Raw genomic sequence first — 26,234 nt, forward strand, 5'->3', positions numbered from 1 at the left:
ATTCGTGTCAGGAAAGAAAAGGCTTATGACTGATATCAGCAGCAACCGGCTTAGCCGCGAGCCTAGTGCTTATCTTCGTCAGCATGCCGATAATCCGGTTCATTGGCAGCCTTGGGGCAAAGATGCACTGAATGCTGCACGCGAATTGAACCGCCCTATCCTGCTGTCCGTTGGTTACGCTGCCTGCCATTGGTGTCATGTCATGGCGCATGAGTCTTTCGAAGACCCAGAAGTTGCTGGCGTTATGAATAGGCTATTCGTCAATGTGAAAGTGGATCGCGAGGAACGGCCTGATATCGATCAGATTTATATGGCTGCGTTAAGTGCCATGGGCCAGCAAGGTGGGTGGCCGCTCACCATGTTCCTGCGTCCTGATGGTAAGCCGTTCTGGGGTGGAACTTATTTTCCTCCGAAAGCGCGTCATAACCTGCCCGGCTTCGTTGACGTGCTCAAAGCGGTCAATAATCTCTGGCAGGGAAATCAAGAAAAAATTAACCATAATGCCGAAGCTGTGTTCAGCCATCTGGAGGTACAACTGGCTGCACAAAGTGAAGCACGCGCCAATGAAGTGACGCGATTTAACGAAGTTGCAGACCGTATCCATGCGATGTTCGATCCGGTGCGCGGTGGCATTGATAATGCGCCCAAGTTCCCCAATGCACCCTTCATGGATGCCTTATGGCTGTCCTGGCTCTATAATCGCGAAGTTTCACATCGCGATGCGTTTCTGCTTTCTCTCAGAACAATGTTGCAAGGTGGCATTTACGATCATCTGGGGGGTGGGCTTTGTCGCTATAGTGTCGATGCTGACTGGCTCGTTCCGCATTTTGAGAAGATGCTTTATGACAATGCGCAAGCTATTCGCCATGCGACTTATGCCTATGCAGAAACCAAAGATGAATTGTTCCGTATCCGAATCGAAGAGATAATCGAGTGGCTGGTGCGCGAAATGCGGTTGCCCGATGGTAGCTTTGCATCAAGTCTCGATGCGGACAGCGAAGGCGAAGAGGGTAAGTTCTATATCTTCTCAGAGGCCGAAATCGACAACGTCCTCGGCGATCAGGCGAGCGATTTCAAGAACTATTATGGCGTGAAGCCCGCAGGCAATTTTGAAGGCAGCAACATTCTCAACCGTCTTCATGCCGTCAACGAAGAACCTTCGGTTCCCCCGGATATCGCGGCTGCCAGAAATAAGCTTCTCGACTATCGCAATGCTCGTGTTCGACCGGGCCGCGATGAAAGCTTTGACAGACTGGAACGCCCTCATGATCCGCGCATTGGCTGAAGCCGGCCGCAGCTTCAAGCGATCAGACTGGATTGAATATGCAGTTTCAACCTATCGTTCGATAGGAGCATCGTTCGATGATGGGCGCATGGCGCATTGCCAAATGGATGATGTGCTGGTCTACCCCGCTCTCGACAGATTACGCAGCGATGATGAATGCCGCCCTTTCGCTGTTTGAAGCGACGGGGGACAGAACATTTATCCGCGATGCGATAGCTCTCAAAGAGGCGCTTGATGCAAACAATCGCGATGCATCCGGCAATTATCGGCTCTCAGCTCTCAATGCCGAGGATGTTATTCTGCATAGCTATGGCGACTATGATGAAGCGATCCCAAGCGCGACAAGCCAGATCATCGAAGCATTCACACGACTGTTTCTCGTTACCGGAGATTTGCATCTCTATACGCAGAATGAACGTCTGGTCGAACAGGCCATGGGGCGTGCGCTCGTCCAGCAATATGGTCAGATTGGTATCTTGAACGCTGCCCGCTTTGCAGCCGAACCGCTGTCTCTGGTGATTGCTGATGAAAGCGTCGACGGCGAACTCAGCTTATTGGCTCAACGAATTCCCGATCCGCGTCGGGTCGATAAGTTCATTCAGTTTGAAGCTGGAAAAGCGATTGAACTTCCGACTGGCGGCACCGCACATGCAGATAAACCGTCAGCCTGGCTCTGTAAGGGGCAAGTCTGCCTCGCGCCTGTCGAGACCCCTGCCGCACTCGAAATCCTGCTGAGAGGCCATTCCTGATAATTTCAAAGATTAGAAAAGATAAACGCCGCGTTGATTAATCAGCGCGGCGTTTTGTTTGAATATGGATAAACCGAAATTACGTGTTCATCGAGTCGAAGAACTCGCCATTGCTCTTTGTCTGCTTGAGCTTGTCGATGAGGAACTCGATCGCGTCGGTTGTTCCCATTGGCGCAAGAATACGGCGAAGTACGAAAATCTTCTGAAGATCAGCGCGTGGGACGAGCAGGTCTTCCTTACGCGTACCGGACTTGAGAATGTCCATGGCCGGGAAGATGCGCTTGTCGGCAACCTTGCGGTCGAGAACGATTTCCGAGTTACCTGTGCCCTTGAATTCTTCAAAGATCACTTCGTCCATGCGCGAGCCGGTGTCGATCAGCGCCGTCGCGATGATGGTGAGCGAGCCACCCTCTTCGATGTTACGGGCGGCACCGAAGAAGCGCTTTGGACGCTGGAGTGCGTTTGCATCGACACCACCGGTCAGAACCTTACCGGATGAAGGGACAACAGTGTTGTAAGCGCGTCCGAGACGCGTGATGGAGTCGAGAAGGATCACAACGTCGCGGCCATGTTCGACAAGGCGCTTAGCCTTTTCGATGACCATTTCGGCGACTTGAACGTGGCGCGATGCCGGTTCATCGAAGGTCGAAGAAACAACTTCACCCTTCACGGAACGCTGCATGTCGGTCACTTCTTCCGGACGTTCGTCAATCAGAAGAACGATCAGATAGCATTCAGGATGATTGGCTGTGATCGAATGCGCAATGTTCTGCAAGAGAACAGTCTTACCGGTACGCGGCGGAGCAACGATCAGGCCGCGCTGGCCCTTGCCGAGCGGAGCAACCAGATCGATAACGCGGGACGAAAGATCCTTCGAGGTCGGAACTTCCAGTTCCATCTTGAAGCGCTCATTCGGATAAAGCGGCGTCAGGTTATCAAAGTGAACCTTGTGACGGATCTTTTCCGGGTCTTCAAAATTGATCGTGTTGACCTTGAGAAGCGCGAAATAACGTTCGCCTTCCTTTGGACCACGGATCGGGCCTTCTACCGTATCGCCGGTCTTCAGCGAGAAGCGGCGAAGCTGGGAAGGAGAAATATAAATATCGTCAGGACCCGGGAGATAATTGGCGTCGGCAGAGCGCAGGAAGCCAAATCCGTCCTGCAGCACTTCAACAACGCCCTCGCCGATAATTTCGACGTCCTGAGCAGCGAGGCTCTTGAGGATCGCGAACATCAGTTCCTGCTTGCGCATGGCGCTCGCATTTTCGACCTCAAGCGTTTCGGCAAATGCCAGCAGCTCGACCGGGGTCTTATTTTTAAGTTCTTGTAGTTTCATTTCCTGCATGTGTGAGGAACTCTTTTGAAATTTAAGGAGAAAATGCAGTTGTTCGGAAAGGTGGTCACTTTGGTAATGTGACCGGCATCGAAGGCCTGCTGTCATGGTGGGAAGAGGACTCATCCATACCGGTTTGCAGCACGAAGAGCAAGCCTCACATAAGGCGTGTCGGTCTTTTGTTCAATAGGTAAAAGCTAGTGCGAGTCTCAGAAAATGGAAAGTGGCTCTGCTAAAAATACCCGGTGCCAAATAAAAAGCCCGGATAAATACCGGGCTTTCTTTATAAAATTTGGAAATCAGAACGGTTTCACGATCACAAGAATGACGATGAAGATCATTAGGATCGTCGGTACTTCATTGATGATTCGCCAATGTTTGGCCGATTTGGTGTTGCGATCTTCTGCAAAAAGCCGCGTCGCCTTTGACAGATAACCGTGCAGACCGGACATCAACACGACAAGCAAAAGCTTTGCATGCAACCAGCCACCCTTAAAGCCAAAAATCTCCCACGCCATCCATAGGCCAGCGATCCAGGTCACAACCATAGCGGGATTGATGATGAAACGAAGCAACCGCTTTTCCATCACCTTGAAGGTTTCAGAGGTTTCGGAACCGGGTGTTGCGGCACAATGATAGACGAAAAGACGCGGGAGATAGAGCATTCCCGCCATCCAGGCGATCACGGCAATGACGTGGATCGATTTGATCCAAAGATAAGCATCAGCTGGATTCACGTGAAACAATCCCCATAAACCGAGTACCACTACTGCAAGACCAACGATGGTACGGATCAGAGCGGCCTTGCCGCTGTTTGCCTTATCGGAAGCACTCATCATCAGCCTCCACGAACCCGATCAATCATGCGCTGAACATTTTCAATCGGTGCCTGTGGCGTAATTCCATGGCCAAGATTGAAGATCAGCGGGCCCTGCCCGAGATTTTTCAGGATTGCATCAACCCCTTCGTCCAGAGCCTCGCCACCAGCGACAACGCGCAGCGGATCGAGATTACCCTGAATAGCGCCTTCCTTCTGCAATTCCTGCGCAAAAGAAACCGGCACAGACCAATCGAGGCCAAGAACATCGACGCCGGTCTTTTCGCGGTAGCCCGCATAGAGCATCCCGGCCCCTTTCGGAAAGCCGATGATACGCGCGTCGGGATAAACGGCCCTCACCTTCTGAACGATCCGGGCAACCGGACGAACACAGAAACGTTCAAAGCAATCTTCATCAAGAACACCGGACCAGGAATCGAAAATCTGCACGGCATCAGCGCCTGCATCGAGCTGTTCGATGAGATATTCGGCTGAAACATCCGCCAGATCATTCAAAAGCTTCTCAAACGCTTCCGGGAAGCGATAAGCGAACAAACGAGCAGGAGCCTGATCAGGCGTACCATGACCGGCGATCATATAGGTCGCAACGGTCCAGGGAGCGCCACAGAAGCCCAGCAGCGTTGTTTCGTCGGGGAGTTGCTCGCGGAGCAGCCGAACCGTCTCATAGACCGGCTCCAGCCTTTTGGCGACACCTTCGGTCTCAAGCCAGAATATCTCATCTGCATCGATTGGCGTCATCAATGGACCCTTGCCTTCTTCAAAGCGAAGGTCTCGTCCAAGGGCGTGAGGGACAACCAGAATATCTGAAAACAGAATGGCTGCATCAAAGCCATAACGGCGGATTGGCTGAAGCGTCACTTCGACTGCCAGATCGGGTGAATAGCAGAGGTCGAGGAAGCTTCCGGCTTTTTTGCGCACTTCCCGATATTCTGGAAGGTATCGTCCGGCCTGACGCATCATCCAGATTGGAGGTGGAAAGACTGTCTCACCGTCTATCACTTTCAGGACCTTGCGCTTCATTACATTCCACCCTGTCTGATCTGTTTTCTTGGGTCTGTGTGAAAGTTTTCCCGTCCGGCTCTCATAAAGAAAGGATGATTCAGGAATCTTTTGATTCTTAGAGTCTGTTGGAATCGGGGATTAAGGTTTGTCCGTCTTTTCCCCACAGTTCCGCTCTGGCCATCTCAGCCTGTGCGATAATTCACCGATCACCGGGACAAAAGCAATGAAAACTAAAATCTTTCATTGAATATAAGGGGTTACCAATTGACGCAGTTTCGGTCTCTTTGTGGACAAGCTGGGTATATCACCGTGATTTCCAAATGTTACGAGTCTTGTCCACAATGGCTTTCCAAAGCTTCTCACATGTTGGCTCGCTGTGGATGACTTGCCAAGTTTCCCACCGCCTGCCATGGCTTGTGGATGAAGCCTGCGTTTTACGCACACTCGTCAACAGGGACGGGAGAAAACTGTGACCAGACCGCTTTCTTACTTTCATCTTCATCTGATTTCTGATGCGACGGGAGAGACTCTCCTGGCGGCTGGCCGCGCTGCGGCCGCTCAATATGCCAATGCGCGGGCAATCGAGCATATCTATCCACTTATCCGCACCGAAAAGCAGCTAGGAAAAGTGCTTGAGAATATCGACGCTGAACCTGGCATCGTTCTCTACACAATCGTTGATCAGAAGCTTGCTGCAATCATCGATGAATCCTGCGCGGAGATGGGGGTGCCGAGCGTTTCGGTGCTGGAGCCGGTTCTCAACACGTTTCAGTCTTATCTGGGCGCGCCTGCGCATCGCCGCGCCAGCGCCCAGCATGTGCTCAATGCCGATTATTTCCGTCGGATCGATGCGCTTAATTTCACCATGGAGCATGACGACGGGCAATTGCCGCTCGATATAGAAGAAGCGGATGTCATTCTGGTGGGAATTTCCCGTACATCAAAGACACCCACCAGCATTTATATGGCGAACCGCGGTATCAAGGCGACGAATGTGCCGATTGTTCTGGGCATTCCGGTGCCGGAAGTTCTCTTTACCGCAAAGCGACCTTTGATTGTCGGCCTTGTGGCGACCGCAGAGCGTATTTCGCAGATCAGGCAGAACCGCCCGCTTGGCAATGCGCCGTCGCTTGATACCGGACTTTATACAGACCGCGTTTCAATTTCAGAAGAACTGGCTTATGCCCGCAACCTGTGCAACCGGCATGGCTGGCCGTTGATCGATGTGTCGCGCCGGTCGATCGAGGAAACCGCAGCTGCTATCATGGCCTTGCTGCGCGATGGCAAGAAGGAAGATCAGTCATGACCACGAAACTTATTCTCGCCTCCAAGAGCCCGTTCCGTTCGGCAATTTTGAAAAATGCCGGCATCGCGTTTTCGACCGAAAGCGCGGATATCGACGAACGTGCGGTCGAGGCCCCCCTTTATAAAAGCGGTGCGACGCCGCAAGAGGTGGCGCAGGTTCTGGCTGAAGCAAAGGCCTTATCTGTCAGTGAGAACCATCCCGATGCCGTGGTGATTGGTTGCGATCAGACGCTTTCGCTGGGCGACCAGATTTTCCACAAGCCTGTGGATATGGACGCGGCGCGCCGTCAGCTTTTACTGTTTTCGGGCAAGACGCATCAGCTCAACAGCGCTGTGGTGCTGGTCAAAAATGGCGAAACATTGTGGCGGCATGTTTCGGTCGCCCGCATGACCATGCGCGATCTCGATCCGGGTTTTGTCGGGCGTTATCTTGGTCGCGTTGGCGATATTGCTCTTTCAAGTGTTGGTGCTTATCAGGTCGAAGGTCCAGGCATCCAGCTTTTCGAGGAAATCGAAGGTGATTATTTCACCATCGTCGGATTGCCCCTGTTGCCGTTGCTCCATGAATTGAGGAAGGAAAATTTGATCGATGGCTAAAAAGGCATTTGTCACAGGCTTCCCGATAAAACATTCGCGCTCGCCACTCATTCACGGTTTCTGGCTCAAGGAACTGGGTCTCGAAGGCTCCTATGAAGCCATAGAAGTGGCACCTGAAAATTTTGTGGAATTTGCCACCTCGCTTGAGCAAAGCGGTTTTGTCGGCGGCAACGTCACGATCCCGCATAAGGAAGTGGCTTTTGCGACTGTGGGAAGCCGCGATGAAGCGGCCGAGGCCATTGGCGCGGTCAACACGCTCTGGCTCGAAAATGGCAAGCTTTGCGGTGGCAATACCGATGCCTATGGCTTTGCTGCCAATATGGATGCGCTGGCACCGGATTGGGACAATGCTGATACGGCTCTGGTTCTGGGCGCAGGCGGCGCGGGACGTGCCATTGTGCACGCTTTGCAGAAGCGGGTTTCTCGCGCATCTCCATCGTCAATCGCACATTGAGCCGCGCGGAAGAACTGGCGAGTCATTTCGGCAAAGGTGTTTCGGCGCATGGATGGGACGCAGCGCAGCGTGTTGTCAAAGAAGCGGGTCTGATCGTCAACACGACTTCACTTGGCATGAGCGGACATGGTGAGGCAGAAGAATTTCCGCTTGATTTGAGCGAGGCGCAAAAATCAGCCGTTGCAACCGATATTGTCTATATTCCCTTGAAGACCCCATTTCTGGCCAAAGCGGAAGCAGCGGGTCTCAAAACCGTTGATGGGCTCGGCATGTTGCTGCATCAGGCGGTTCCCGGTTTTGAACGCTGGTTTGGCAAAAGACCGCAAGTGACAGAAGCGCTTCGTCGTTATATTTTGGATGATATGAAAAGGCTGGCGCTTTATGATCATCCTCGGACTGACCGGCTCGATTGGCATGGGAAAACCACTGCGGCAAACATGTTTGCTGAGTGCGGTGTTCCGGTCTATAGCGCCGATGATGCGGTGCATCAGCTTTATGCGGGCAGAGCCGCGCCTCTGATTGAGGCCGCCTTCCCCGGAACCGTTGTGGATGGTACAGTCGACCGGACAAAACTTTCAGCAGCCGTGCTTGGCAAGCCAGAGGCACTCAAAAAGCTTGAATCCATCATTCATCCACTGGTGCATGAAGAAGAGAAAGCCTTTCTGGCGAGTGCGCGCGCGAGTGGTGCCGAAATTGCGCTTCTCGATATTCCGCTGTTGTTTGAAACAGGCGGTGAGAAGCGCGTGGACAAGGTGGCTGTTGTCTCAGCCCCCGCCGACATTCAGCGTGAACGCGTTCTGTCCCGCCCCGGCATGAGCGAAGAAAAGTTTGAAGCCATTCTTGCTCGGCAGATGCCGGACGCAGAAAAACGTGCGCGTGCGGATTTTATCATCGATTCTTCGGGAGACTTTGAAGAAACGAGATTGCAGATTGAAGCCATCGTCGCGGAATTGCGTGGAAAGCCTTCCAATCAATCCTGATTGCCAGCCCGACCATGTTATAAAGCACTAGAGCGCCGTGCCGCCCTGTTGGGCGTACAAAGGTCGCTCCAACACTTTAAAAGTACAGCATCATTTGAAAGGTTTTTCCATGCGTGAGATCGTTTTCGATACGGAAACCACTGGCCTTGAACGGCTGGAGGATCGCGTCATCGAAATCGGCGGTGTGGAAATGATCAATCGCTTTCCCACGGGCCGTACCTTCCACAAATTCATCAATCCACAGGGTCGCAAGGTTCATCCCGATGCACTTGCGGTTCACGGCATTACTGATGAGCAATTGCTCACTGAACCGAGCTTTGCAGACATTGTCGATGAATTCATGGCGTTTTTCGATGGCGCAAAGCTCGTTGCTCATAATGCGATGTTCGATCTTGGCTTCATCAATGCGGAATTGGGTCGTTTGGGAAAGCCGGAAATAGCCGTTGATCGTATTGTCGACACGCTTGCACTGGCGCGCCGCAGAAATCCGATGGGCCCGAATTCGCTTGATGCACTTTGCAAGCGTTATGGCATCGATAATTCGCACCGTACTTTGCACGGCGCATTGCTCGATTCTGAAATTCTCGCCGAAGTCTATATTGAACTGATTGGCGGCAAGCAGACCGCACTCGGCTTAAGCTCATCAGGAAATTCGGATGGCGATGGTCGTTCGGATAACAATAGCGGTATTGTGCTCCGCCAGCGTCCGACGCCATTGGCGTCACGCATCAGTGAAAAGGAACGCGCCGCGCATGATGCTCTTGTCGCAAAAATGGGCGACAAGGCGATCTGGAAAAAATACGTAAACTGATCTCTAGAGCATTTCCCATTTTTCTTGAATCATTGGAAATGCCCTATCTCTTTGTTTTTTCGCATTATCCGACGCAAAACCGCTTCGCACTTTTGCTGGAAATGCTCTAATAAAAACCCGCAAAAGCGGGGTTTTCTTTGATAATGTGCAGAGATTAGCTCTTTACAGCGTTTCTGGCTTCTTCTTCGGCCATACGGCTCTGGAACATCTGCGCAAAGTCGATCGGGTCGATCATCAGTGGTGGGTAGCCACCATTGCGTGTTGCATCGGCAACGATCTGACGAGCAAACGGGAACAGCAGACGTGGGCATTCGATGAACAGCAGCGGAAGCATATGCTCCTGCGCGATGCCCTGAATGCGGAATACGCCGCCATAAGTCAGTTCTGTGTTGAACAGAACGTCCTTACCGTCGACAGCCTTGGCTTCAAGCGTCAGAACAACGTCGAAATCTGTTTCGGACAGAGGATTGGCGTTTACGTTCACATTGATGTTGATCGAAGGAGCCTTTTCGCGTGGGCGCAGCGACAGAGGCGCGCCTGGGCTTTCAAAGGAAAGATCCTTGATGTACTGGGCCAGAATGTTGAGGGACGGCTGGGCGGTTGCGCCATTGCCGTTCTTTACTTCGCCCGCAGCGGCCTTATCGCTCATTATCGGTATGCCTTCTCTTTAATGATTTATCTTGTTGCCCAAAAAGCAGTGATGCTTGGCTAGCATGTGTGCGTAGATGAGGCAAGAAACCGTTTTTAGGTTAGTATTTGCGTGATTAGTGATCTTTGCGGTCCGGATTCCACGGTGAGTTTTCGTCCGGCTTTGCTGTATAATCTTCCGGGTCCAGATCGATCACATTGTTTTCTTTAGGCCCATATGGGTTTTCTTCAGGCTCATACGGACGATAGGCTCCCGAATAGCGTGTCGATGCAGTCGCCACCACCAGTCGGTTGCGCACAAACCGGTTCCAGACGAGATCACGAATAAATGGAACGAAAAGCAGAAGTCCGATGGCGCTTGTGACAAAACCGGGAACAATGAGCATGATGGCGGCGACGACGATCATTGCTCCATGCATCATTTCGCGGTCCGGCACACGTCCTGCAGCACTTTCGGTGCGGATACGCTGCAACAGCCCGAAGCCCTGTACGCGCAGCAGGAAAAAGCCGAGCATGGCGCTGAGGATAATGAGACCAAGCGTTGCAAACACACCGATTTCGCTGCCGACGATCACAAAACCTGCAATCTCGATGAATGGCATTGCCAGTATGGCAAGGGGTGCAAGGGAAGAGGACACGTCTGTTACGACCTTATGTTGATTTGCGTTTGTAATGAAGCAAACTTCATTCGCTTGTTCTATTCATGACATACATGCAAAAATGCTTCGCATTCTTACAAAATTGAAACTCTCTATCATACAATATCAGATAGGTATGCGTGATCGGGATTTGAATGATCAGTGAAGCCGATCTATATGTATATGTAACGAAATTGACGACGTGAGACGGATTTGTAATCCCGAAACGTCCATTGGTGGCAGGCGGTATGGAATTTTTTGATTTTGGCACGATATTCTTCTTCATCGCAGCGGTGGTAATCTTTCTTCAGCTGAGGAATGTTCTTGGCCGCCGTACGGGAAATGAAAAACCGCCATTTGATCCCTATACTTCTGCACGTAATACCGATGCACAGACTGCCAGCGGCGAAACAGACAATGTCGTTTCCCTGCCGCAGCGACCCGGCGAAAAAGATTTCACCGCAATCGACAAGGTCGCGCCCGCCGGCACACCGGTCAATGATGGGCTCCGTGCCATTCAGGCAGCCGACCCTGCTTTTGATCCCGTAAGTTTCGTTGATGGCGTGAAGATTGCTTATGAAATGATCGTCATGTCCTTTGCTGATGGCGACCGCAAGGTTCTGAAAAACCTGCTGTCCAAGGACGTCTATGAAGGCTTCGTTTCGGCAATCGATGAACGCGAAGCACGCGGTGAAAGCACGCGTTCGACCTTTGTCGGCATTGATAAGGCGGAAATCGCCAATGCCGAAATGAAGGGCTCGGAAGCACATGTTACACTCAATATTGTGAGCCAGATGATTTCTTCCACACTCGACAAGGACGGTAATCTGGTCGAAGGCGATCAGGAGAACGTTGTCGAGATCCGCGATCTCTGGACCTTTGCGCGCGATACGCGCTCGCGCGATCCGAACTGGAAGCTTGTCGCGACCGAAGCGGAAGACTAAAGAGATCTTTTATAACAGGGCCGCGAAATTGGCGGCCCTTTCAATATCGCATTGTTACGGGTCCGGCTGTGAACCAATTGGCGAAATTTTTTCACCCGCTGGGCTATTCCGATTGCCCGGGCTGGGATCAGGACGATCAGGCGCTGGCCTTTTCGGCCTTTCGTCGTTCAGCCGATTATGCGGAACATAATCGCTATAACAGCGGCAGTCTCGGTATCACCTTTGAGATGCTGCAACCGGCTTTCGCTGCCGCCCGCTCTCTCGACAATCCCGATACGGCTCAGGCGCGGGCTTTTTTCGAAGAGCATTTTATCCCATGCCGCATCAATGCTGAAGGTTTTGTGACGGCTTTTTATGAGCCGGAGATTGAGGCGTCACGAACGCCGGATTCGCATTTCACCGTGCCTTTTCTGAAGAAGCCCGATGATCTTGTGAAGATCACCGATGAAAACCGTCCTGCGGGCATGGATGTTTCTTATGCTTTTGCGCGCAAAACAGCGGACGGTATCGAAGAATATGATGATCGCCGGTTAATTGAGCAGGGCAGCCTGAACGGGCGCGGGCTGGAGCTTGCTTATGTCGCTGATCGGGTCGATGCGTTTTTCGCCCATGTGCAGGGGGCTGCGCGGTTAAAGCTCACCGACGGCAGTTTTATGCGCATCACTTATGCCGCCAAAACCGGCCACCCTTTTACAGGCATTGGGCGTGTTCTGGTGGTGGAAGGCGAGATTTCAGCTGATGAAATCTCTATGCAAACGATCCGCCAATGGTTGAGAGATCACCCGGAAAAGGCCGATGACCTCATCTGGCAGAACCGTTCCTATATTTTCTTCCGCGAAGCACCGGTTGATGATCCGAATGTCGGGCAGATCGCAGCCGCCAAGGTTCCGCTGACGGGTGGTCGTTCCATCGCTGTGGACAGGCTGCTGCATACATTCGGGACGCCATTTTATGTCGATGCACCTAGCGTTACAGCGTTCGATAATGCCCCATTTTCGCGTCTCATGATTGCGCAGGATACCGGTACGGCGATTGTCGGCCCTGCCCGCGGTGATCTCTTTGCAGGATCGGGTGATGCAGCCGGTGAGATCGCTGGCGGGATCAAGAGTAAAGCCGATTTTTATGCGCTCGTCCCGCGCGCTCTGGTCGGGAACTGATCCATGACCGATAAGAGCCAAAAATCTGCGAAAGACTATCTTCGGCCAGAAGACCGTATTCTCTGGGAAACGGTGGCCAAAACGGCCAAGCCGCTGGCTGGCAAAAAGCCCTCTGTAGAGGAAGAGTTTCCGGATTTCAAAGCGGTGATGGCGCAGGAGGCTGATAAAAAACCTTCGCAAAAAGCGCCCGCGCCTTCCAGCGAGCCAGCGACGCCAAAAAAGCTTACTTCTCTCAAGGAAATGCCGATCCATAGCTTTGATCGGCCAACGCACCGCAAGATTTCCAAGGGACGCGTGGATATCGAAGCGCGTATCGATCTGCATGGGCTTACGCAGAACGATGCCTATGAGCTGCTTTATGGCTTTTTGCTGAGCGCACATGCACGTGGGCTCAAGCATGTGATGGTGATTACCGGCAAAGGCCGCTCATTTGGCAGCGAAGGCGTGCTGAAACAGGCGGTGCCGCACTGGTTCTCGACGCCCTTGTTCCGGCTTCTGGTGAGCGCTTTTGAAGATGCGGCCCATCATCATGGCGGTCATGGCGCGCTTTACGTGCGCCTGCGCAAGCAAACGCAGAATGGAGGTCTGATCCGATGACCCCCCTTTGGCAAACGCCTGCGTGAATTGCGTGAAGAGCGCAATGTGACGCAAAAAGGAGATGGCTGCAGCCTTACGCGTTTCGCCTGCCTATCTTTCGGCGCTTGAGCATGGGCGACGCGGCCAGCCAACCTGGGATCTGCTGCAACGCATCATCACTTATTTCAATATTATCTGGGACGAGGCCGAGGAGCTGCAAAATCTGGCGGCGGTTTCGCATCCCCGCGTGGTGATCGACACGTCCGGTCTTTCTCCACAGGCGACAGAACTGGCCAATCTGCTTGCCCGCAACATCCGCATCATTGATCGCGAGACGATCAAGCATCTGACGGAAGAAATTGAGGCGGCACGCAAGCGCCGCCGGGGCTTTAAGCCTGCAACGTTAAGAGCAACATTAAGAGAAATTATACCCGCACACTTTATACCCCACTGCCAGCGAAAGTTGCTGGGGAATGGGGGTTCTCTTGATGATTGTGGTGAAGGCTGTTGCTCGTTTATCGCGGGGCTCACGGCTCCAATGACGCATCCAGGACAATCCAGACACATCTATGGTCTCGATATTCTCCGCATCATTTCAGCCCTGGCGGTTGTGTTTTACCACTTTGCATTTCGGGGTGAAGCTGCAGGGGAATTGCCTGCGCTCGACATTTCGGACTTCGTGAAGAGTATTGCCCGTTACGGCTATCTCGGCGTCAGCCTGTTCTTCATCATCAGCGGCTTCGTGATTGCATACTCCGCTGAAGGGCAGAAACCGCTCGATTTTTTAGTGTCGAGATTTGCGCGAATATATCCAACCTTCGTGATTCTCATGAGCACGACAGCTGTGGTTATATTGCTCTCGTCAATCCGCTATTTCAGGTCAGCGCCAAGCAATATGTGGCCAATCTGTTCATCTTTTCCAAATTGTTGGGCGAACCGCTTGTTGATGGAGCATATTGGTCGATCGTGCTTGAAGTCATTTTCTATGGCTGGATTTTTATCATTATTGCACTCGGCCAATTCCGAAACCTGCTCAGGATCGTTCCATTCTGGCTGGCGCTCTCATTTTTGAATGAGTTTTATGTTGGCTCGGAGCATTTACAGAATCTGTTTATCACCGAACATAGTGGCTTCTTTGCAATGGGGATTGTGCTCAACTGGTTGAGCCGACAATTTCTTTTATGCGATTGCACTTTTCGGGTGGCCACTGCCTATTCGATATACACGTCACTTGCTGCGATAGCATGGGGTGAACAGGCTTATTCCGTCACATTTTCGCCGGTGGTGATTACAATAATTATTCTGCTATCGATCATTGCATTCTTGATGTTGATGAGAATGAACATCAGTAAACGCTACTGGCGCGCCTTGAGCATTTCGGGAGGCGCTACTTACGCGCTTTACCTCATTCATCAGAATGTTGGCTATATAGCAATAACTGGTCTTCTGGGCACAATGTCACCGTTCAGTGCCATTACCCTGACAGTAATCGGGCTGATCGTGTTTTCCATTCTCTATCATGTGGTGATCGAACGGCAGCTTAATCCGAAAATAAAGAAGCGGTTGCTTGGTCTGATAAACAGGCCGAGCAGACCCGCTTCCGGGATTGCGACTTAACGATGTTTACCTGAAGCCTCTCGCTCTAAAACAGCGCCTTCAACTCATCGAGCTTGGTGTTGACCAGCCAGCCATAGTAGTTTTCCTGCGGCATCAATGGTGCCTGCCCGGATGCCTTGCGCTGGGCATTTTCATTGGCAAGTGCACGGGCGCGGGCTTCCGCACCGCCAGTATTATAAAGGGTTGCGGTCAGGCCGGGGTTTTTCGAAATGTCGAAATCGGCAATCTGGCGATAGGCTGTGATCGATTGCTTCAGCGTTGCCGCGATATATGGCAGCGTGAGATCGGGGTCCATGATGGTTTTGTAAACCACATTTCCGTTCTCGGCGTTGAGCTTCGGCAGGCCGGATACACGATTGACCATGTCGGACATCTGCAATGCGGTCAGCGGATTGATCTGACCAAGGCCGAATGTCTGTCCTGCATAGAATGGCTGGAAGAAGACGGCGCTGAAACGATTGTTCGGATAGGTCTTGCCGCTCACGGATTTTCCGCGGAACTGCTTGTTCCAGATCGTCTCACGGCAACCCCAGCGAATAGCTGTCCTTGAACTTGAGGCACTCCGAAAACTCCGGGCGCTTCACGAACTGACCGATGCTTTCGCCATCGTAACCAAAACTCACGCCCTGGTTCACATAGGACATAGCCTTGACGTAATAGGTCTGCAGCCGGTCATAGACATCGACATTGTAGGTGTGTTCGCCAACGATTGCGCCGACAATATGGATCGGATCAATGCCGTAAGCCGAAGCGGTCGATTTGATTTTCGAGCGCAGCGAAGCGTCCTTTTTCAGAAGATTATAAATCTTGCGATACTTGGCTTCGTAAGTCGTGCTCAGCTCTTTTGTGCGCTTGGCTGAAGCACCAGGAATGGGCGGTTGTTCGTCATTGCGGTTTCCCGGCGGCACGCTAACGGCTGCAAAGGCGCTTTGGCAGGAGAAAGCGATGGCAAGGCAGATGCCTGCAATACGGTTCATTCGGCTGGTCATTGCGCGGTAACGGCCCCAATATGGTTATAGAGCGCCGTGCGCCCCAGTGGGCGCACAAAGGTCGTTCTATCAGTTCAAACTATGCAGTAGCATGTAAAGCTGGCGCAAAATAAAAACCCCTCGATGAAGTCGAGGGATTTTTGTGTTTCTGGATTATGGGACCGAAGCGTGACTTTCTGGTCACGTTCATCGCTTAAAGGATAAAGCGCGACAGGTCCGTATTCTTGGCAAGATCGCCAATGGTTTTGCGGACATAATCGCCATCCACCTTGAATGCAGAGCCGGATTTATCGGGCGCATTATAGGAAATGTCGTCCAGAACCCGTTCCATCACCGTCTGCAAGCGACGCGCACCGATATTCTCGACCGTTGAGTTGAGATCGACAGCAATATCGGCCAAAGCATCAATCGCGTCATCGGTGATATCGAGCTTCACTTCTTCCGTCGCCATCAGGGCAATATATTGCTTGATCAGGCTCACTTCGGTTTCAGTGAGAATCCGGCGGAAATCTTCACGTGTCAGCGCGTTCAATTCCACACGGATCGGCAAGCGGCCCTGAAGCTCCGGCAGAAGGTCGGAAGGCTTGGAAACGTGGAAAGCACCTGATGCGATGAACAGGATATGATCGGTTTTCACCGGGCCATATTTGGTCGCAACGGTCGTGCCTTCAACGAGCGGCAGCAGATCGCGCTGTACGCCTTCGCGTGATACGCCTGCTCCCATCCCGCCTTCGCGCGAAGCGATCTTGTCGATTTCGTCCAGGAAAACGATACCGTCATTTTCGGTCGAACGCAGGGCTTCCTGAATGAGCTGATCCTGATCGAGAAGCTTGTCGGATTCGTCATTGATCAGGATCGCATAGGATTCCTTGACCGTGGTCTTGCGCGTCTTGGTGCGCCCGCCCATGGCCTTGCCGAAAATATCGCCGATATTGATCATGCCGATATTGGCACCGGGCATGCCGGGGATTTCGAAATTCTGACCAGCACCCGTATCGGCAACTTCGATTTCGATTTCCTTGTCGTCCAGCTCGCCTTCACGCAGCTTCTTGCGGAAGCTTTCGCGGGTGGCGGGGCTTGCGGTCTTGCCGACAAGGCCGTCGAGCACGCGTTCCTCGGCATTGATATGTGCCTTGGCCTTCACCTCGTCGCGCTTCTTTTCACGCACGAGACCGATGGCCGCTTCCACCAGATCACGGATGATCTGTTCGACGTCGCGGCCAACATAGCCCACTTCGGTAAACTTGGTGGCCTCAACCTTGATGAAAGGCGCGCCTGCAAGCTTGGCCAGACGACGGGAGATTTCCGTCTTGCCAACGCCGGTTGGTCCGATCATCAGAATGTTTTTTGGCATGACCTCTTCGCGCATCTGGCCTTCCAGCTGCTGGCGACGCCAGCGATTGCGCAGAGCGATAGCCACGGCGCGCTTGGCGTCGTTCTGGCCGATGATGAAGCGGTCAAGCTCGGAGACGATTTCACGGGAGAAAAATTACTCATGATTATAACCCGGTTTGCCACTGCTTGATGAACTCGAACGGATGCAGCAGCATGATCACGTTGAGCGTAAGGTTGTCGCGGATGATAATCAGCGCAAGAACTTCGAAGAACAGCGCTAGAGCGACGGTGATTTTTGTTGGCAGTTTTGCAGCAAGCAAAAAGCCGATCAGGGCGGCAATGGTATCGGCAATCGAATTCACGATACTGTCGCCGAAATAATCCACTGAGGACGTATTGGCGCGATAGCGTTCGATGATGAAATTCGAGTTTTCGACCAGTTCCCAGACGGCTTCAACGCCGACTGCCATGGCAAGTCTCAAGCCCAGCGGAGCCTTTGGCGCGATGACTGTCAGAAGCCAGTAGAACAGAAATCCATGAATGATGTGCGAGAGCGTATACCAGTCGGATATATGCTGCGAGTTTTCGGTCATCAGCGAACCGGACCATAATTTTATGGTGCCGCATTCGCACATGGGAATCCGTCCGTCGATATAAAGCCAGGAGGCTTGTATAGCGAGAATGGCAAGGACGATCAGAGCACCTAAGCCCCAACGTTGTGTTTTGGAAGTTGAGGCTTGCGCTATTGAGCTCATTCGGCGTCGAGGCTTTCAACAAGAATGCTGTGATTGGTGTAGATGCAGATATCGGCTGCAATCTCCATCGCCTTGCGGGCAATTTCCTCGGCATCCTTATCGGTATCGATCAGCGCGCGGGCTGCGGCCAGCGCGTAATTGCCTGACCCGATGGCCATGACGCCATGTTCGGGTTCAAGCACGTCGCCAGTGCCAGTGAGTGCCAGCGTCACCTTGCTGTCGGCAACGAGCATCATGGCTTCCAGCTTGCGCAGATAACGGTCGGTGCGCCAGTCCTTGGCGAGCTCGACGGAGGCGCGCATCAGCTGGTCCGGATATTGTTCAAGCTTGGCTTCAAGGCGCTCGAGCAGCGTGAAGGCATCTGCAGTCGCACCGGCGAAACCGGCAATGACATTGCCTTTGCCGATGCGGCGCACTTTGCGCGCATTGCCCTTCATGACGGTGTTGCCGAGCGAAACCTGCCCGTCACCGGCGATCACCACCTTGCCGCCCTTGCGAACGGTAACGATGGTCGTGCCGTAAATTGTCGTGGGATTATGTTCGATCATGGATCACTCCTTTGGCGGCCTATACGCTTCCATCTGGCAAACGCATAAGCCCCTGATGTGGGCGAAGCTCGGTTTGTCGGCTCTAGAGCTAACTGAATCGGGTTTCGTTGTGAATATTTAAGAACCGTCTGGCAAAATGCAAATGGCTGACAGCGCATTCCAAAAAGTGTGAAACGGTTTTTGGATAAAATGCGCTGCTGGGAAAAGCGCATTCCAAAAAGTGTGAAACGGTTTTTGGGTAAAATGCGCTGCTGGGAAAAGCGCATTCCAAAAAGTGTGAAACGGTTTTTGGGTAAAATGCGCTGCTGGGGCGCATTCAAAAGTGTGAAACGGTTTTGGGTAAAATGCGCGCAAACAAAGTCAGATTATTGGGAGCAGTTCTAAAAGCATTGGCAAAAGCGGTCAGCTGTTCTAGAACGCGAAAAGATTTCAACTGAGGAAATGCAATGACGGCTGAAAGCGCCCGCAAAGCAAGCATCGAACGTTCAACGAAAGAAACGAGCATTGCCGTTTCGGTCGATCTGGACGGCAACGGCAAGTTCGACATTACAACAGGTGTCGGCTTCTTCGATCATATGCTGGAGCAGCTTTCCCGACATTCGCTCATCGACATGCGTGTGATGGCCAAGGGTGACCTGCATATCGATGATCACCACACTGTGGAAGATACCGGCATTGCGCTCGGTCAGGCTGTTGCAAAAGCGCTTGGTGAGCGTCGCGGCATCGTGCGCTATGCGTCGATGGATCTGGCTATGGACGACACGCTGACGGGTGCGGCGATTGATGTTTCGGGCCGTGCCTTTCTGGTCTGGAACGTGAATTTCACGACTGCCAAAATCGGCACCTTCGATACTGAACTGGTGCGCGAGTTCTTCCAGGCATTTGCGATGAATGCAGGCATTACGCTGCATATCAACAATCACTATGGTGCCAACAATCACCATATTGCAGAGTCGATCTTCAAGGCCGTGGCCCGGTTCTGCGCACAGCGCTCGAAACCGATCCGCGCCAGAAGGATGCAATTCCATCGACCAAGGGGTCGCTGAAGGGGTAAACCAATGGCGCAATTCGTCGTTCTCGAACCAGCCGGAACTCAGAGTTCCGAAAAAGCGGTTTTCGTGCGCGACGGATTCTACACATTGGCGCTGATCCTGCCGGTAGTCTGGCTTTTGTTGCAACGGCTTTGGTTTGAAGCCATTGCCGTTCTCGGTGTGACGATCCTGCTGGGTGTGGCAGGTAGTGCATTGGACATTTCCAATGCTGTGCCGCTAATCACGTTGCTGTTTTCGCTGTTTGTGGCGCTGGAAGGCGCCAACTGGAAGATCGCGAAACTCAAACGTCAGGGCTATGCCGAAAAAGCAGTTGTTGATGCTTCCGATCTGGAAGAAGCGGAGATCCGCTACTTCTACAGTCTCGAAGAAGCGGCAAAGCCAGCGACATTCCTTGCCGAGGCGCCAGCTCCTGAATGGGCGCAGCAGGCGCCTCGTCCCACCTATTCCTCATTTGGCTCGACGATCGGATTTGTCGGTCATCGCGGAGAAAACTGAAAATGCGTGTTGCAATTATCGACTATGGTTCCGGCAATCTTCGCTCGGCCACCAAGGCCTTTGAGCGTGCCGCCCATGAGAGCGGTGTGAAAGCTGAAATCGAATTGACTGCGGATGCCGATCGCGTGGCGAGCGCGGATCGCATTGTGCTACCGGGCGTTGGCGCTTATGCCGATTGCCGTCGCGGCCTTCATGCGGTTTCTGGCATGGTGGAAGCACTGGAAGATGTGGTTCTGAAAAAAGCCCATCCTTTCCTTGGCATCTGCGTGGGCATGCAGCTCATGTCGGAACGCGGCCTTGAAAAGCAAGTGACAGAAGGCCTTGGCTGGATCGAAGGCGATGTGCGTGAAATGACGCCGACCGACCCGACGCTCAAGATTCCGCAGATTGGCTGGAACAGGATTCACGTGAAACATTCGCATCCTGTCTTTGACGGAATCGCTACCGGCGAGAACGGCTTGCATGCCTATTTCGTGCATTCCTATATGTTCGACGCGAAGAACAAAGCGGACGTTCTGGCCGTCACCGATTACGGCGGCGATGTCACCGCAACGGTCGGTCGCGACAACATGATCGGCACGCAGTTCCATCCTGAAAAGAGCCAGCTGCTTGGCCTTTCGCTCATTGCTAATTTCCTGAAATGGAAGCCTTGAAGATATGATCCTTTTTCCCGCCATCGATTTGAAAGACGGTCAATGCGTGCGCCTGAAGCTTGGCGACATGGATCAGGCGACCGTTTACAATGAAGACCCCGCAGCACAGGCCAAAGCTTTTGAGGATCAGGGCTTTGAATGGCTGCATGTGGTCGATCTCAACGGTGCTTTTGCTGGCGAAAGCGTCAACGGCAAGGCTGTTGAAGCCATTCTGAAAGCGACCAAAAATCCGGTTCAGCTTGGCGGCGGTATCCGCACGCTTGCCCATATCGAAAGCTGGCTTTCCAAGGTCTGCGCCGCGTGATCCTAGGCACTGTTGCCGTGCGCGATCCGGCGCTGGTGATTGAAGCCTGTAAGGAGTTTCCGGGACAGGTTGCAGTCGGCATTGATGCCAAGGGCGGCTATGTCGCTGTTGAAGGCTGGGCTGAGGCTTCCGAGCTTGGCGTGGTGGAACTCGCGAAAAAATTTGAAGGTGCGGGTGTAGCCGCCATCATCTACACCGACATTGATCGCGATGGCGTTTTGGCTGGTATCAACTGGGATTCGACACTTGGCCTCGCGGACAGCGTTTCCATTCCGGTGATTGCATCGGGCGGCCTCGCCTCGATGGATGACATTAAGCGTCTTGCCGCACCTGATGCCCGAAAGCTCGAAGGTGCGATTTCCGGTCGTGCGCTTTATGACGGTCGCATCGATCCCGCAGAAGCTTTATCCCTGTTGAGGGCCGCAGCATGACACTTAAAGCACGCGTCATTCCCTGCCTTGACGTTAAAGACGGTCGCGTCGTTAAAGGCGTGAACTTTGTCGATCTGATTGATGCCGGTGATCCGGTGGAAGCAGCGCGTGCCTATGATGCGGCAGGCGCAGACGAATTGTGCTTCCTCGACATCACGGCGTCTTCGGACAATCGCGAGACAATTTTCGATGTCATCGCCCGTACAGCGGAACAGTGCTTCATGCCGTTGACTGTCGGCGGTGGCGTGCGTCAGGTCGCTGACATTCGCAAGCTGCTGCTGGCCGGTGCCGATAAGGTTTCGATCAATACGGCTGCGGTGAAGAACCCGGAATTTGTCGCGGAAGCCGCCGACAAGTTTGGCGATCAGTGCATCGTTGTGGCCATCGACGCCAAGAAGGTTTCAGGAGCTGGCGAGAGCGACCGCTGGGAAATCTTTACCCATGGTGGACGCCAGACGACTGGCATTGATGCGGTGGAATTTGCGCAGAAGGTGGTGAGCCTTGGTGCGGGTGAAATCCTGCTGACCTCGATGGATCGTGATGGCACCAAGGCGGGTTACGATGTGGCCCTGACGCGCGCTGTTGCTGACAGCGTGCGCGTTCCGGTGATCGCATCGGGTGGCGTTGGCAATCTCGATCACATGGTCGACGGTATCCGCGAAGGTCATGCAACGGCAGTTCTTGCAGCATCGATCTTTCACTTCGGCACCTATACGATTGGCGAAGCCAAGCGCTACATGGCCGAAGCTGGCATTCCGATGCGGCTTGATCCGGTCCGTTAAAGAGCAAGATTTAAGGAAATCCTATGACTGAGTTCACACTTTCCGACCTTGAACGCATCGTTGCGGAACGTGCAACTTCGACGGATGGATCGTCCTATACAGCTAGTCTCTTTGCCAAGGCCAGACGCGGGCCGCCAAAAGCTTGGTGAAGAAGCCGTCGAAACGGTGATTGCCGCAGTTAGCGGTGATCGCGCGGAAGTGGTCACGGAAAGCGCTGATCTGCTTTATCATCTGCTGGTGGTTCTCAAGATTGCTGATGTGCCGCTTGATGAAGTTCTTGCAGAGTTGCAACGCCGCACGGCGCAGACTGGCCTTGAGGAAAAGGCCGGTCGTCCGAAAGCGTAAAGCATGTCTCCAAAAAGTGGGAACCGGTTTTTGGATAAAGACATGCGTGAGAATAAGTGATCAGAGCATTTTCTCTGCTTTAAAATGGAAATGCTCTGAATGCAGATCAAACAAGATATACGTGAATTGGCGTTGAGGGAGAGCAGCGACAATATGTGGGAAAAAGTGGACCAGCTAACGCCGTCGCGTTACTCGCCTTACCGTTTCTTTTCGGCGGAAGAGTGGGCAGGCTTTCGTGCTGATACGCCCCACCCTGACTTACGAAGAAGTCAAACGGCTGCGCTCGCTGGGCGATCCGATTGATCTGGATGAGGTGCGGCGCATTTATCTGTCGCTGTCCCGCCTGCTCTATGCGCATGTGGAAGCCAGCCAGCTTCTGTTCCGCCAGCGCCAGCAGTTCCTCAATATGGAGGAAAGCTTCAAGACGCCCTTCATCATCGGTGTTGCAGGTTCGGTGGCGGTAGGCAAATCCACGACTGCGCGTATTCTGAAAGAATTGCTTGCCCGCTGGCCTTCAAGCCCGAAGGTCGATCTGGTGACGACGGATGGTTTCCTCTATCCCAATGCGGTTCTGCGCGATCAGAATATGATGGAGCGCAAGGGCTTTCCTGAAAGCTATGATGTTGGTGCGGTCTTGCGCTTTTTGTCGGCGATCAAGGCAGGCATGAGCCAGGTGCAGGCACCGCTTTATTCGCATTTAAGCTACGACGTGCTGCCGGCGAATATCAGATTGTCGATAAGCCCGACATTCTGATCTTTGAAGGCATCAATGTGCTGCAGGTGCGTGATCTGCCGGAAGACGGCAAGATGGTGCCCTTCGTGTCCGACTTCTTCGACTTCTCTATCTATATCGATGCGGAGCCGGAGCTGATCCACAAATGGTATATCGACCGCTTCATGCGGCTGCGTGAGACGGCTTTCGTTAATCCGCAGTCGTTCTTCCATCGCTATTCGCAGCTTTCAGAAGATGCTGCCCGTTCCATTGGCGAAGGCCTTTGGAATAATATCAACATGAAGAACCTGCGTGAGAACATTCTTCCAACCCGCCCCCGCGCCGATATCATCCTGCGCAAAGGCAGTGATCATCTGATCGAAGAAGTGGCACTCAGAAAGATATGAAATGAAAAAGGCCGGTTTTACACCGGCCTTTTCTTTGTGTCTTTAGCCTTACAGCGGCGGAATGCGCAGCACCTGACCCGGATAGATTTTGTCCGGATGCGTTAGCATCGGTTTGTTGGCTTCAAAGATGATGTCGTTCTTTGCGCCCTTGCCTTTGCCATACTGGGCTTCGGCGATTTTCCAGAGATTGTCGCCCTTCTTGACCGTATAGAAGACAGGCTCAGCACCCGTCGTTCCGGCACCATCGACTTTCAGTTCCGAGGCTTCCACCTTGGAAACACCAAGCGAGTTGCCGACAGCGATGATCGCTTTTTCCAAAGCTGACTGATCCTTCACGTTACCGGTCAGAACAGCCTTGTCGCCCTGAACGCTAACCTGCACACCATCGGTGCCGAGATTATGCGAGTCGAGTTCTTTCTTGAGATCATCAGCTTTGGGCTCATTTTCACCGAAACCAAGCTTGGTTCCGACCGACTTCACGAAATCGAAAATTCCCATCGGGCAAGTCTCCCTGTTGTTGCTAACTTATTGCTGCATGCAATCAAATATCAGAACCAGAGATGAGCCAGCGCTTCTTGTGGCCAATCAATGGGGAACAAACTACAGCCCCTTTCAAATTGGTCAAGGCAGGAATTTCCGGAAATTGCTCAATAGGTACGGACACTTAATTAGCAAAGCCGTTGGAAAAGCCCTGTCCTACCGTCCAAGATTGGTACGGGCGAGTTCAACGATTTCATCGCCACGTCCGCTGATGATGGCTTTGAGCATATAAAGGCTGAAGCCCTTGGCTTGCTCCGCCTTGATCTTTGGCGGCATCACAAGCTCCTGCTTGGCCGTCACCACATCAACCAGAACCGGACCGTCATGGGCAAAGGCTTGCTTCAAAGCATTCGGCAAATCAGCGGATTCTTCCACGCGAAAACCCTTGATGCCGATGGCTTCCGCCATTGCTGCAAAATTCGGATTGTCGAGATCGGTCCGGAGGTCAGATAGCCGCCGGCCTTCATTTCCATGGCGACGAAACCCAGTGAACCATTGTTATAGACAATGATCTTGGCTGGCAGATTAAGCTGCTTGAGCGACAAGAAATCGCCCATCATCATGGTGAAACCACCATCGCCTGAAAGCGAGACGACCTGTCGATCAGGCGCTGTAGCCTTTGCACCAAGTGCCTGAAGCATCGCATTGGCCATTGAGCCATGATTGAACGACCCAAGCAGGCGGCGCTTGCCATTCATGGTGAGATAGCGTGCAGCCCAGACAGTCGGCGTGCCGACATCAGCGGTGAAGATTGCATTGTCATCAGCTATCTCGTCGATAAGACGTGTGAGATATTGCGGATGGATCGGCTGACCGGGCTTTGACGGTTGCGCCAGATCGTCCAGCGCTTCACGCGCCTTGGTGTAATGGGTCTTGGCGGCATCGAGAAATTTCGTGTTGCGGCCCGATTTAAGCTTCGGCAGCAGGGCTGTGATCGTTTCAGACACGTCACCCGTTGCGCCAAAAGTCAGCGGTGCGCGGCGACCAAGCTGCGAAGGATCATTGTCGATCTGAACGATTTTGGCCTTGTCGGGATAGAAGTTGCGATAAGGGAAACTGGTGCCGAGCATCAGCAGCGTGTCGCAGTTGAGCATGGCGTGATAGCCGGACGAAAAGCCGATCAGGCCGGTCATGCCCACATCGAAGGGGTTGTCCCATTCGACATGTTCCTGCCGCGCAGCGGAACAACTGGTGCTTCAAGCCGTTTAGCCAGTGAGACCACTGCATCATGCGCACCGGCACAGCCACTGCCTGCCAGAATGGTGATCTTCTCAGACCCATTGAGAATGTCTGCGAGTTTCGCAACGTCTTGATCGGCAGGGATCACACGCGGAAGCGAGACCGGTGTCCAGTTTTGCTTTGAACCTTCAGGCGCCTGCTTGAGCGCGACATCACCGGAATGACAATCACCGCCACACCGCGTTTGCCGATGGCCGCACGCATGGCACGGTTCAGCACTTCGGGCATCTGCGCAGGATTGGAAACCAGCTCGACAAAATGGCTGCATTCGCGGAAGAGTTCCTGCGGATGGGTTTCCTGAAAATAATCAAGGCCAATTTCCGATGAGGGAATGTGTGCTGCAATGGCCAGCACCGGCTCGTGATTGCGATGGCAGTCGAACAGACCATTGATGAGGTGAAGATTGCCGGGACCACAGCTTCCCGCACAAACGGCCAGTTCGCTGGTGATGGCTGCTTCTGCACCCGCGGCAAAGGCTGCGGTTTCCTCGTGACGGACATGCATCCAGTCGATTTTGCCAAGTCGTCTGAGGCTGTCATTCAGTCCGTTGAGGCTGTCGCCCGTAACACCCCAGATACGCTTAACACCCGCTTCGGCCAAGGTTTGAGCCAGAAGATCCGCAACAGTCATGCCCATGATTTCCACCTTTCACAATCCTGAAGGATAACCTAGGGCGCGGGGCAGATGTGGGAAGTCGTCAAACGGCATCATTT

20 protein-coding genes and 10 pseudogenes are annotated in these 26,234 nt (G+C 53.0%); 19 read left to right on the top strand and 11 right to left on the bottom strand.

What is annotated here, in order from left to right; translation table 11 throughout:
• The first annotated feature begins 25 nt into the window (after nucleotides 1–25).
• A pseudogene (locus C9380_RS12090) lies at nucleotides 26–2,034 on the top strand (thioredoxin domain-containing protein).
• Nucleotides 2,035–2,113: 79 nt separating this feature from the next.
• On the opposite strand, the gene rho reads toward C9380_RS12090, so the two are convergent.
• The 3 genes from rho to hemE all read right to left on the bottom strand — a co-directional run bounded on the left by rho (nucleotide 2,114) and on the right by hemE (nucleotide 5,225).
• The gene (rho, locus tag C9380_RS12095; RefSeq protein WP_024898458.1) at nucleotides 2,114–3,379 is read right to left on the bottom strand and encodes a transcription termination factor Rho; all 1,266 of its coding nucleotides are present in this window, start codon (nucleotides 3,377–3,379) and stop codon (nucleotides 2,114–2,116) included.
• A 287-nt stretch (nucleotides 3,380–3,666) separates the two neighbouring features.
• Nucleotides 3,667–4,203, bottom strand: coding sequence for a protoporphyrinogen oxidase HemJ (hemJ, locus tag C9380_RS12100; RefSeq protein WP_128093664.1), 537 nt, complete (start codon nucleotides 4,201–4,203; stop codon nucleotides 3,667–3,669).
• Nucleotides 4,204–4,205: 2 nt separating this feature from the next.
• The gene (gene hemE / locus C9380_RS12105; RefSeq protein ID WP_024898456.1) at nucleotides 4,206–5,225 is read right to left on the bottom strand and encodes a uroporphyrinogen decarboxylase; all 1,020 of its coding nucleotides are present in this window, start codon (nucleotides 5,223–5,225) and stop codon (nucleotides 4,206–4,208) included.
• Between the two features lie 451 nt (nucleotides 5,226–5,676).
• Between hemE and C9380_RS12115 the strand changes: the two genes are divergently transcribed.
• The 5 genes and pseudogenes from C9380_RS12115 to dnaQ all read left to right on the top strand — a co-directional run bounded on the left by C9380_RS12115 (nucleotide 5,677) and on the right by dnaQ (nucleotide 9,354).
• Nucleotides 5,677–6,513, top strand: coding sequence for a pyruvate, water dikinase regulatory protein (locus C9380_RS12115; protein ID WP_024898455.1), 837 nt, complete (start codon nucleotides 5,677–5,679; stop codon nucleotides 6,511–6,513).
• Nucleotides 6,510–7,109 (top strand): Maf-like protein, encoded by a 600-nt coding sequence (locus tag C9380_RS12120; protein WP_111788070.1) that lies wholly within the window; start codon nucleotides 6,510–6,512, stop codon nucleotides 7,107–7,109. Before C9380_RS12115 ends, C9380_RS12120 begins: the two co-directional genes overlap by 4 nt.
• Nucleotides 7,102–7,948, top strand: a pseudogene (locus C9380_RS12125) (shikimate dehydrogenase). Before C9380_RS12120 ends, C9380_RS12125 begins: the two are co-directional and overlap by 8 nt.
• A pseudogene (coaE, locus tag C9380_RS12130) lies at nucleotides 7,945–8,543 on the top strand (dephospho-CoA kinase). Before C9380_RS12125 ends, coaE begins: the two co-directional pseudogenes overlap by 4 nt.
• Before the next feature lie 109 nt (nucleotides 8,544–8,652).
• The gene (gene dnaQ / locus C9380_RS12135) at nucleotides 8,653–9,354 is read left to right on the top strand and encodes a DNA polymerase III subunit epsilon (protein ID WP_024898451.1); all 702 of its coding nucleotides are present in this window, start codon (nucleotides 8,653–8,655) and stop codon (nucleotides 9,352–9,354) included.
• Nucleotides 9,355–9,508: 154 nt separating this feature from the next.
• Here dnaQ and secB read toward each other — a convergent pair whose 3' ends face one another.
• Both secB and C9380_RS12145 read right to left on the bottom strand, forming a co-directional pair.
• Complete coding sequence (secB, locus tag C9380_RS12140; protein ID WP_024898450.1) at nucleotides 9,509–10,003, bottom strand: protein-export chaperone SecB; 495 nt, start codon at nucleotides 10,001–10,003, stop codon at nucleotides 9,509–9,511.
• 115 nt (nucleotides 10,004–10,118) lie between these two features.
• Nucleotides 10,119–10,640 (bottom strand): FxsA family protein, encoded by a 522-nt coding sequence (locus tag C9380_RS12145; protein WP_100558410.1) that lies wholly within the window; start codon nucleotides 10,638–10,640, stop codon nucleotides 10,119–10,121.
• Nucleotides 10,641–10,888: 248 nt separating this feature from the next.
• Between C9380_RS12145 and C9380_RS12150 the strand changes: the two genes are divergently transcribed.
• The 6 genes and pseudogenes from C9380_RS12150 to C9380_RS12175 all read left to right on the top strand — a co-directional run bounded on the left by C9380_RS12150 (nucleotide 10,889) and on the right by C9380_RS12175 (nucleotide 14,934).
• Nucleotides 10,889–11,584, top strand: coding sequence for a Tim44/TimA family putative adaptor protein (locus C9380_RS12150; protein ID WP_024898448.1), 696 nt, complete (start codon nucleotides 10,889–10,891; stop codon nucleotides 11,582–11,584).
• 68 nt (nucleotides 11,585–11,652) lie between these two features.
• The gene (gene mltA / locus C9380_RS12155) at nucleotides 11,653–12,741 is read left to right on the top strand and encodes a murein transglycosylase A (RefSeq protein WP_111785603.1); all 1,089 of its coding nucleotides are present in this window, start codon (nucleotides 11,653–11,655) and stop codon (nucleotides 12,739–12,741) included.
• A 3-nt stretch (nucleotides 12,742–12,744) separates the two neighbouring features.
• Entirely contained in the window at nucleotides 12,745–13,338 is a 594-nt protein-coding gene (locus C9380_RS12160) for a Smr/MutS family protein (protein ID WP_128093601.1), read from the top strand.
• An 18-nt stretch (nucleotides 13,339–13,356) separates the two neighbouring features.
• Nucleotides 13,357–13,711: pseudogene (locus C9380_RS12165) on the top strand (helix-turn-helix domain-containing protein); the annotation flags it as partial.
• Nucleotides 13,712–13,855: 144 nt separating this feature from the next.
• Nucleotides 13,856–14,389 carry an acyltransferase family protein gene (locus tag C9380_RS12170; RefSeq protein WP_128093665.1) on the top strand — a complete coding sequence of 178 codons (534 nt, stop codon included), beginning with the start codon at nucleotides 13,856–13,858 and terminating at the stop codon, nucleotides 14,387–14,389.
• 266 nt (nucleotides 14,390–14,655) lie between these two features.
• On the top strand, nucleotides 14,656–14,934 hold the full coding sequence (locus C9380_RS12175) for a hypothetical protein (RefSeq protein WP_128093602.1): 279 nt from the start codon (nucleotides 14,656–14,658) through the stop codon (nucleotides 14,932–14,934).
• A 25-nt stretch (nucleotides 14,935–14,959) separates the two neighbouring features.
• Here C9380_RS12175 and C9380_RS12180 read toward each other — a convergent pair.
• The 4 genes and pseudogenes from C9380_RS12180 to hslV all read right to left on the bottom strand — a co-directional run bounded on the left by C9380_RS12180 (nucleotide 14,960) and on the right by hslV (nucleotide 18,561).
• Nucleotides 14,960–15,923 (bottom strand): annotated as a pseudogene (locus C9380_RS12180) (DUF1402 family protein).
• 193 nt (nucleotides 15,924–16,116) lie between these two features.
• Nucleotides 16,117–17,397 carry an ATP-dependent protease ATPase subunit HslU gene (gene hslU / locus C9380_RS12185; RefSeq protein ID WP_128093603.1) on the bottom strand — a complete coding sequence of 427 codons (1,281 nt, stop codon included), beginning with the start codon at nucleotides 17,395–17,397 and terminating at the stop codon, nucleotides 16,117–16,119.
• Between the two features lie 25 nt (nucleotides 17,398–17,422).
• On the bottom strand, nucleotides 17,423–18,013 hold the full coding sequence (locus C9380_RS12190) for a DUF2585 domain-containing protein (RefSeq protein WP_094540893.1): 591 nt from the start codon (nucleotides 18,011–18,013) through the stop codon (nucleotides 17,423–17,425).
• Nucleotides 18,010–18,561 (bottom strand): ATP-dependent protease subunit HslV, encoded by a 552-nt coding sequence (hslV, locus tag C9380_RS12195; RefSeq protein WP_128093604.1) that lies wholly within the window; start codon nucleotides 18,559–18,561, stop codon nucleotides 18,010–18,012. The genes C9380_RS12190 and hslV overlap by 4 nt, the downstream gene beginning before the upstream one ends.
• Nucleotides 18,562–19,007: 446 nt before the next feature.
• On the opposite strand from hslV, the pseudogene hisB reads away from it, so the two are divergent.
• The 7 genes and pseudogenes from hisB (at nucleotide 19,008) to coaA (ending at nucleotide 23,742) form a co-directional block, all read left to right on the top strand.
• Nucleotides 19,008–19,615 (top strand): annotated as a pseudogene (gene hisB, locus C9380_RS12200) (imidazoleglycerol-phosphate dehydratase HisB).
• 4 nt (nucleotides 19,616–19,619) lie between these two features.
• On the top strand, nucleotides 19,620–20,108 hold the full coding sequence (locus tag C9380_RS12205) for a DUF2628 domain-containing protein (RefSeq protein WP_128092757.1): 489 nt from the start codon (nucleotides 19,620–19,622) through the stop codon (nucleotides 20,106–20,108).
• Between the two features lie 2 nt (nucleotides 20,109–20,110).
• Entirely contained in the window at nucleotides 20,111–20,761 is a 651-nt protein-coding gene (gene hisH / locus C9380_RS12210) for an imidazole glycerol phosphate synthase subunit HisH (RefSeq protein ID WP_128092758.1), read from the top strand.
• A 4-nt stretch (nucleotides 20,762–20,765) separates the two neighbouring features.
• A pseudogene (gene hisA, locus C9380_RS12215) lies at nucleotides 20,766–21,496 on the top strand (1-(5-phosphoribosyl)-5-[(5-phosphoribosylamino)methylideneamino]imidazole-4-carboxamide isomerase).
• Nucleotides 21,493–22,278: an imidazole glycerol phosphate synthase subunit HisF gene (gene hisF, locus C9380_RS12220; protein ID WP_105705585.1), complete on the top strand. Its 786-nt coding sequence runs from the start codon at nucleotides 21,493–21,495 to the stop codon at nucleotides 22,276–22,278. Before hisA ends, hisF begins: the two are co-directional and overlap by 4 nt.
• Before the next feature lie 23 nt (nucleotides 22,279–22,301).
• A pseudogene (locus C9380_RS12225) lies at nucleotides 22,302–22,623 on the top strand (phosphoribosyl-ATP diphosphatase).
• A 153-nt stretch (nucleotides 22,624–22,776) separates the two neighbouring features.
• Nucleotides 22,777–23,742, top strand: a pseudogene (gene coaA / locus C9380_RS12230) (type I pantothenate kinase).
• A gap of 48 nt (nucleotides 23,743–23,790) precedes the next feature.
• On the opposite strand, the gene lysM reads toward coaA, so the two are convergent.
• On the bottom strand, nucleotides 23,791–24,240 hold the full coding sequence (gene lysM / locus C9380_RS12235) for a peptidoglycan-binding protein LysM (protein ID WP_128092759.1): 450 nt from the start codon (nucleotides 24,238–24,240) through the stop codon (nucleotides 23,791–23,793).
• A 198-nt stretch (nucleotides 24,241–24,438) separates the two neighbouring features.
• A pseudogene (poxB, locus tag C9380_RS12240) lies at nucleotides 24,439–26,157 on the bottom strand (ubiquinone-dependent pyruvate dehydrogenase).
• Between the last annotated feature and the right edge of the window lie 77 nt (nucleotides 26,158–26,234).

Origin of the sequence: Brucella pituitosa (assembly GCF_003049685.1) — a bacterium.
In the GTDB taxonomy this organism is placed as follows: domain Bacteria; phylum Pseudomonadota; class Alphaproteobacteria; order Rhizobiales; family Rhizobiaceae; genus Brucella; species Brucella pituitosa.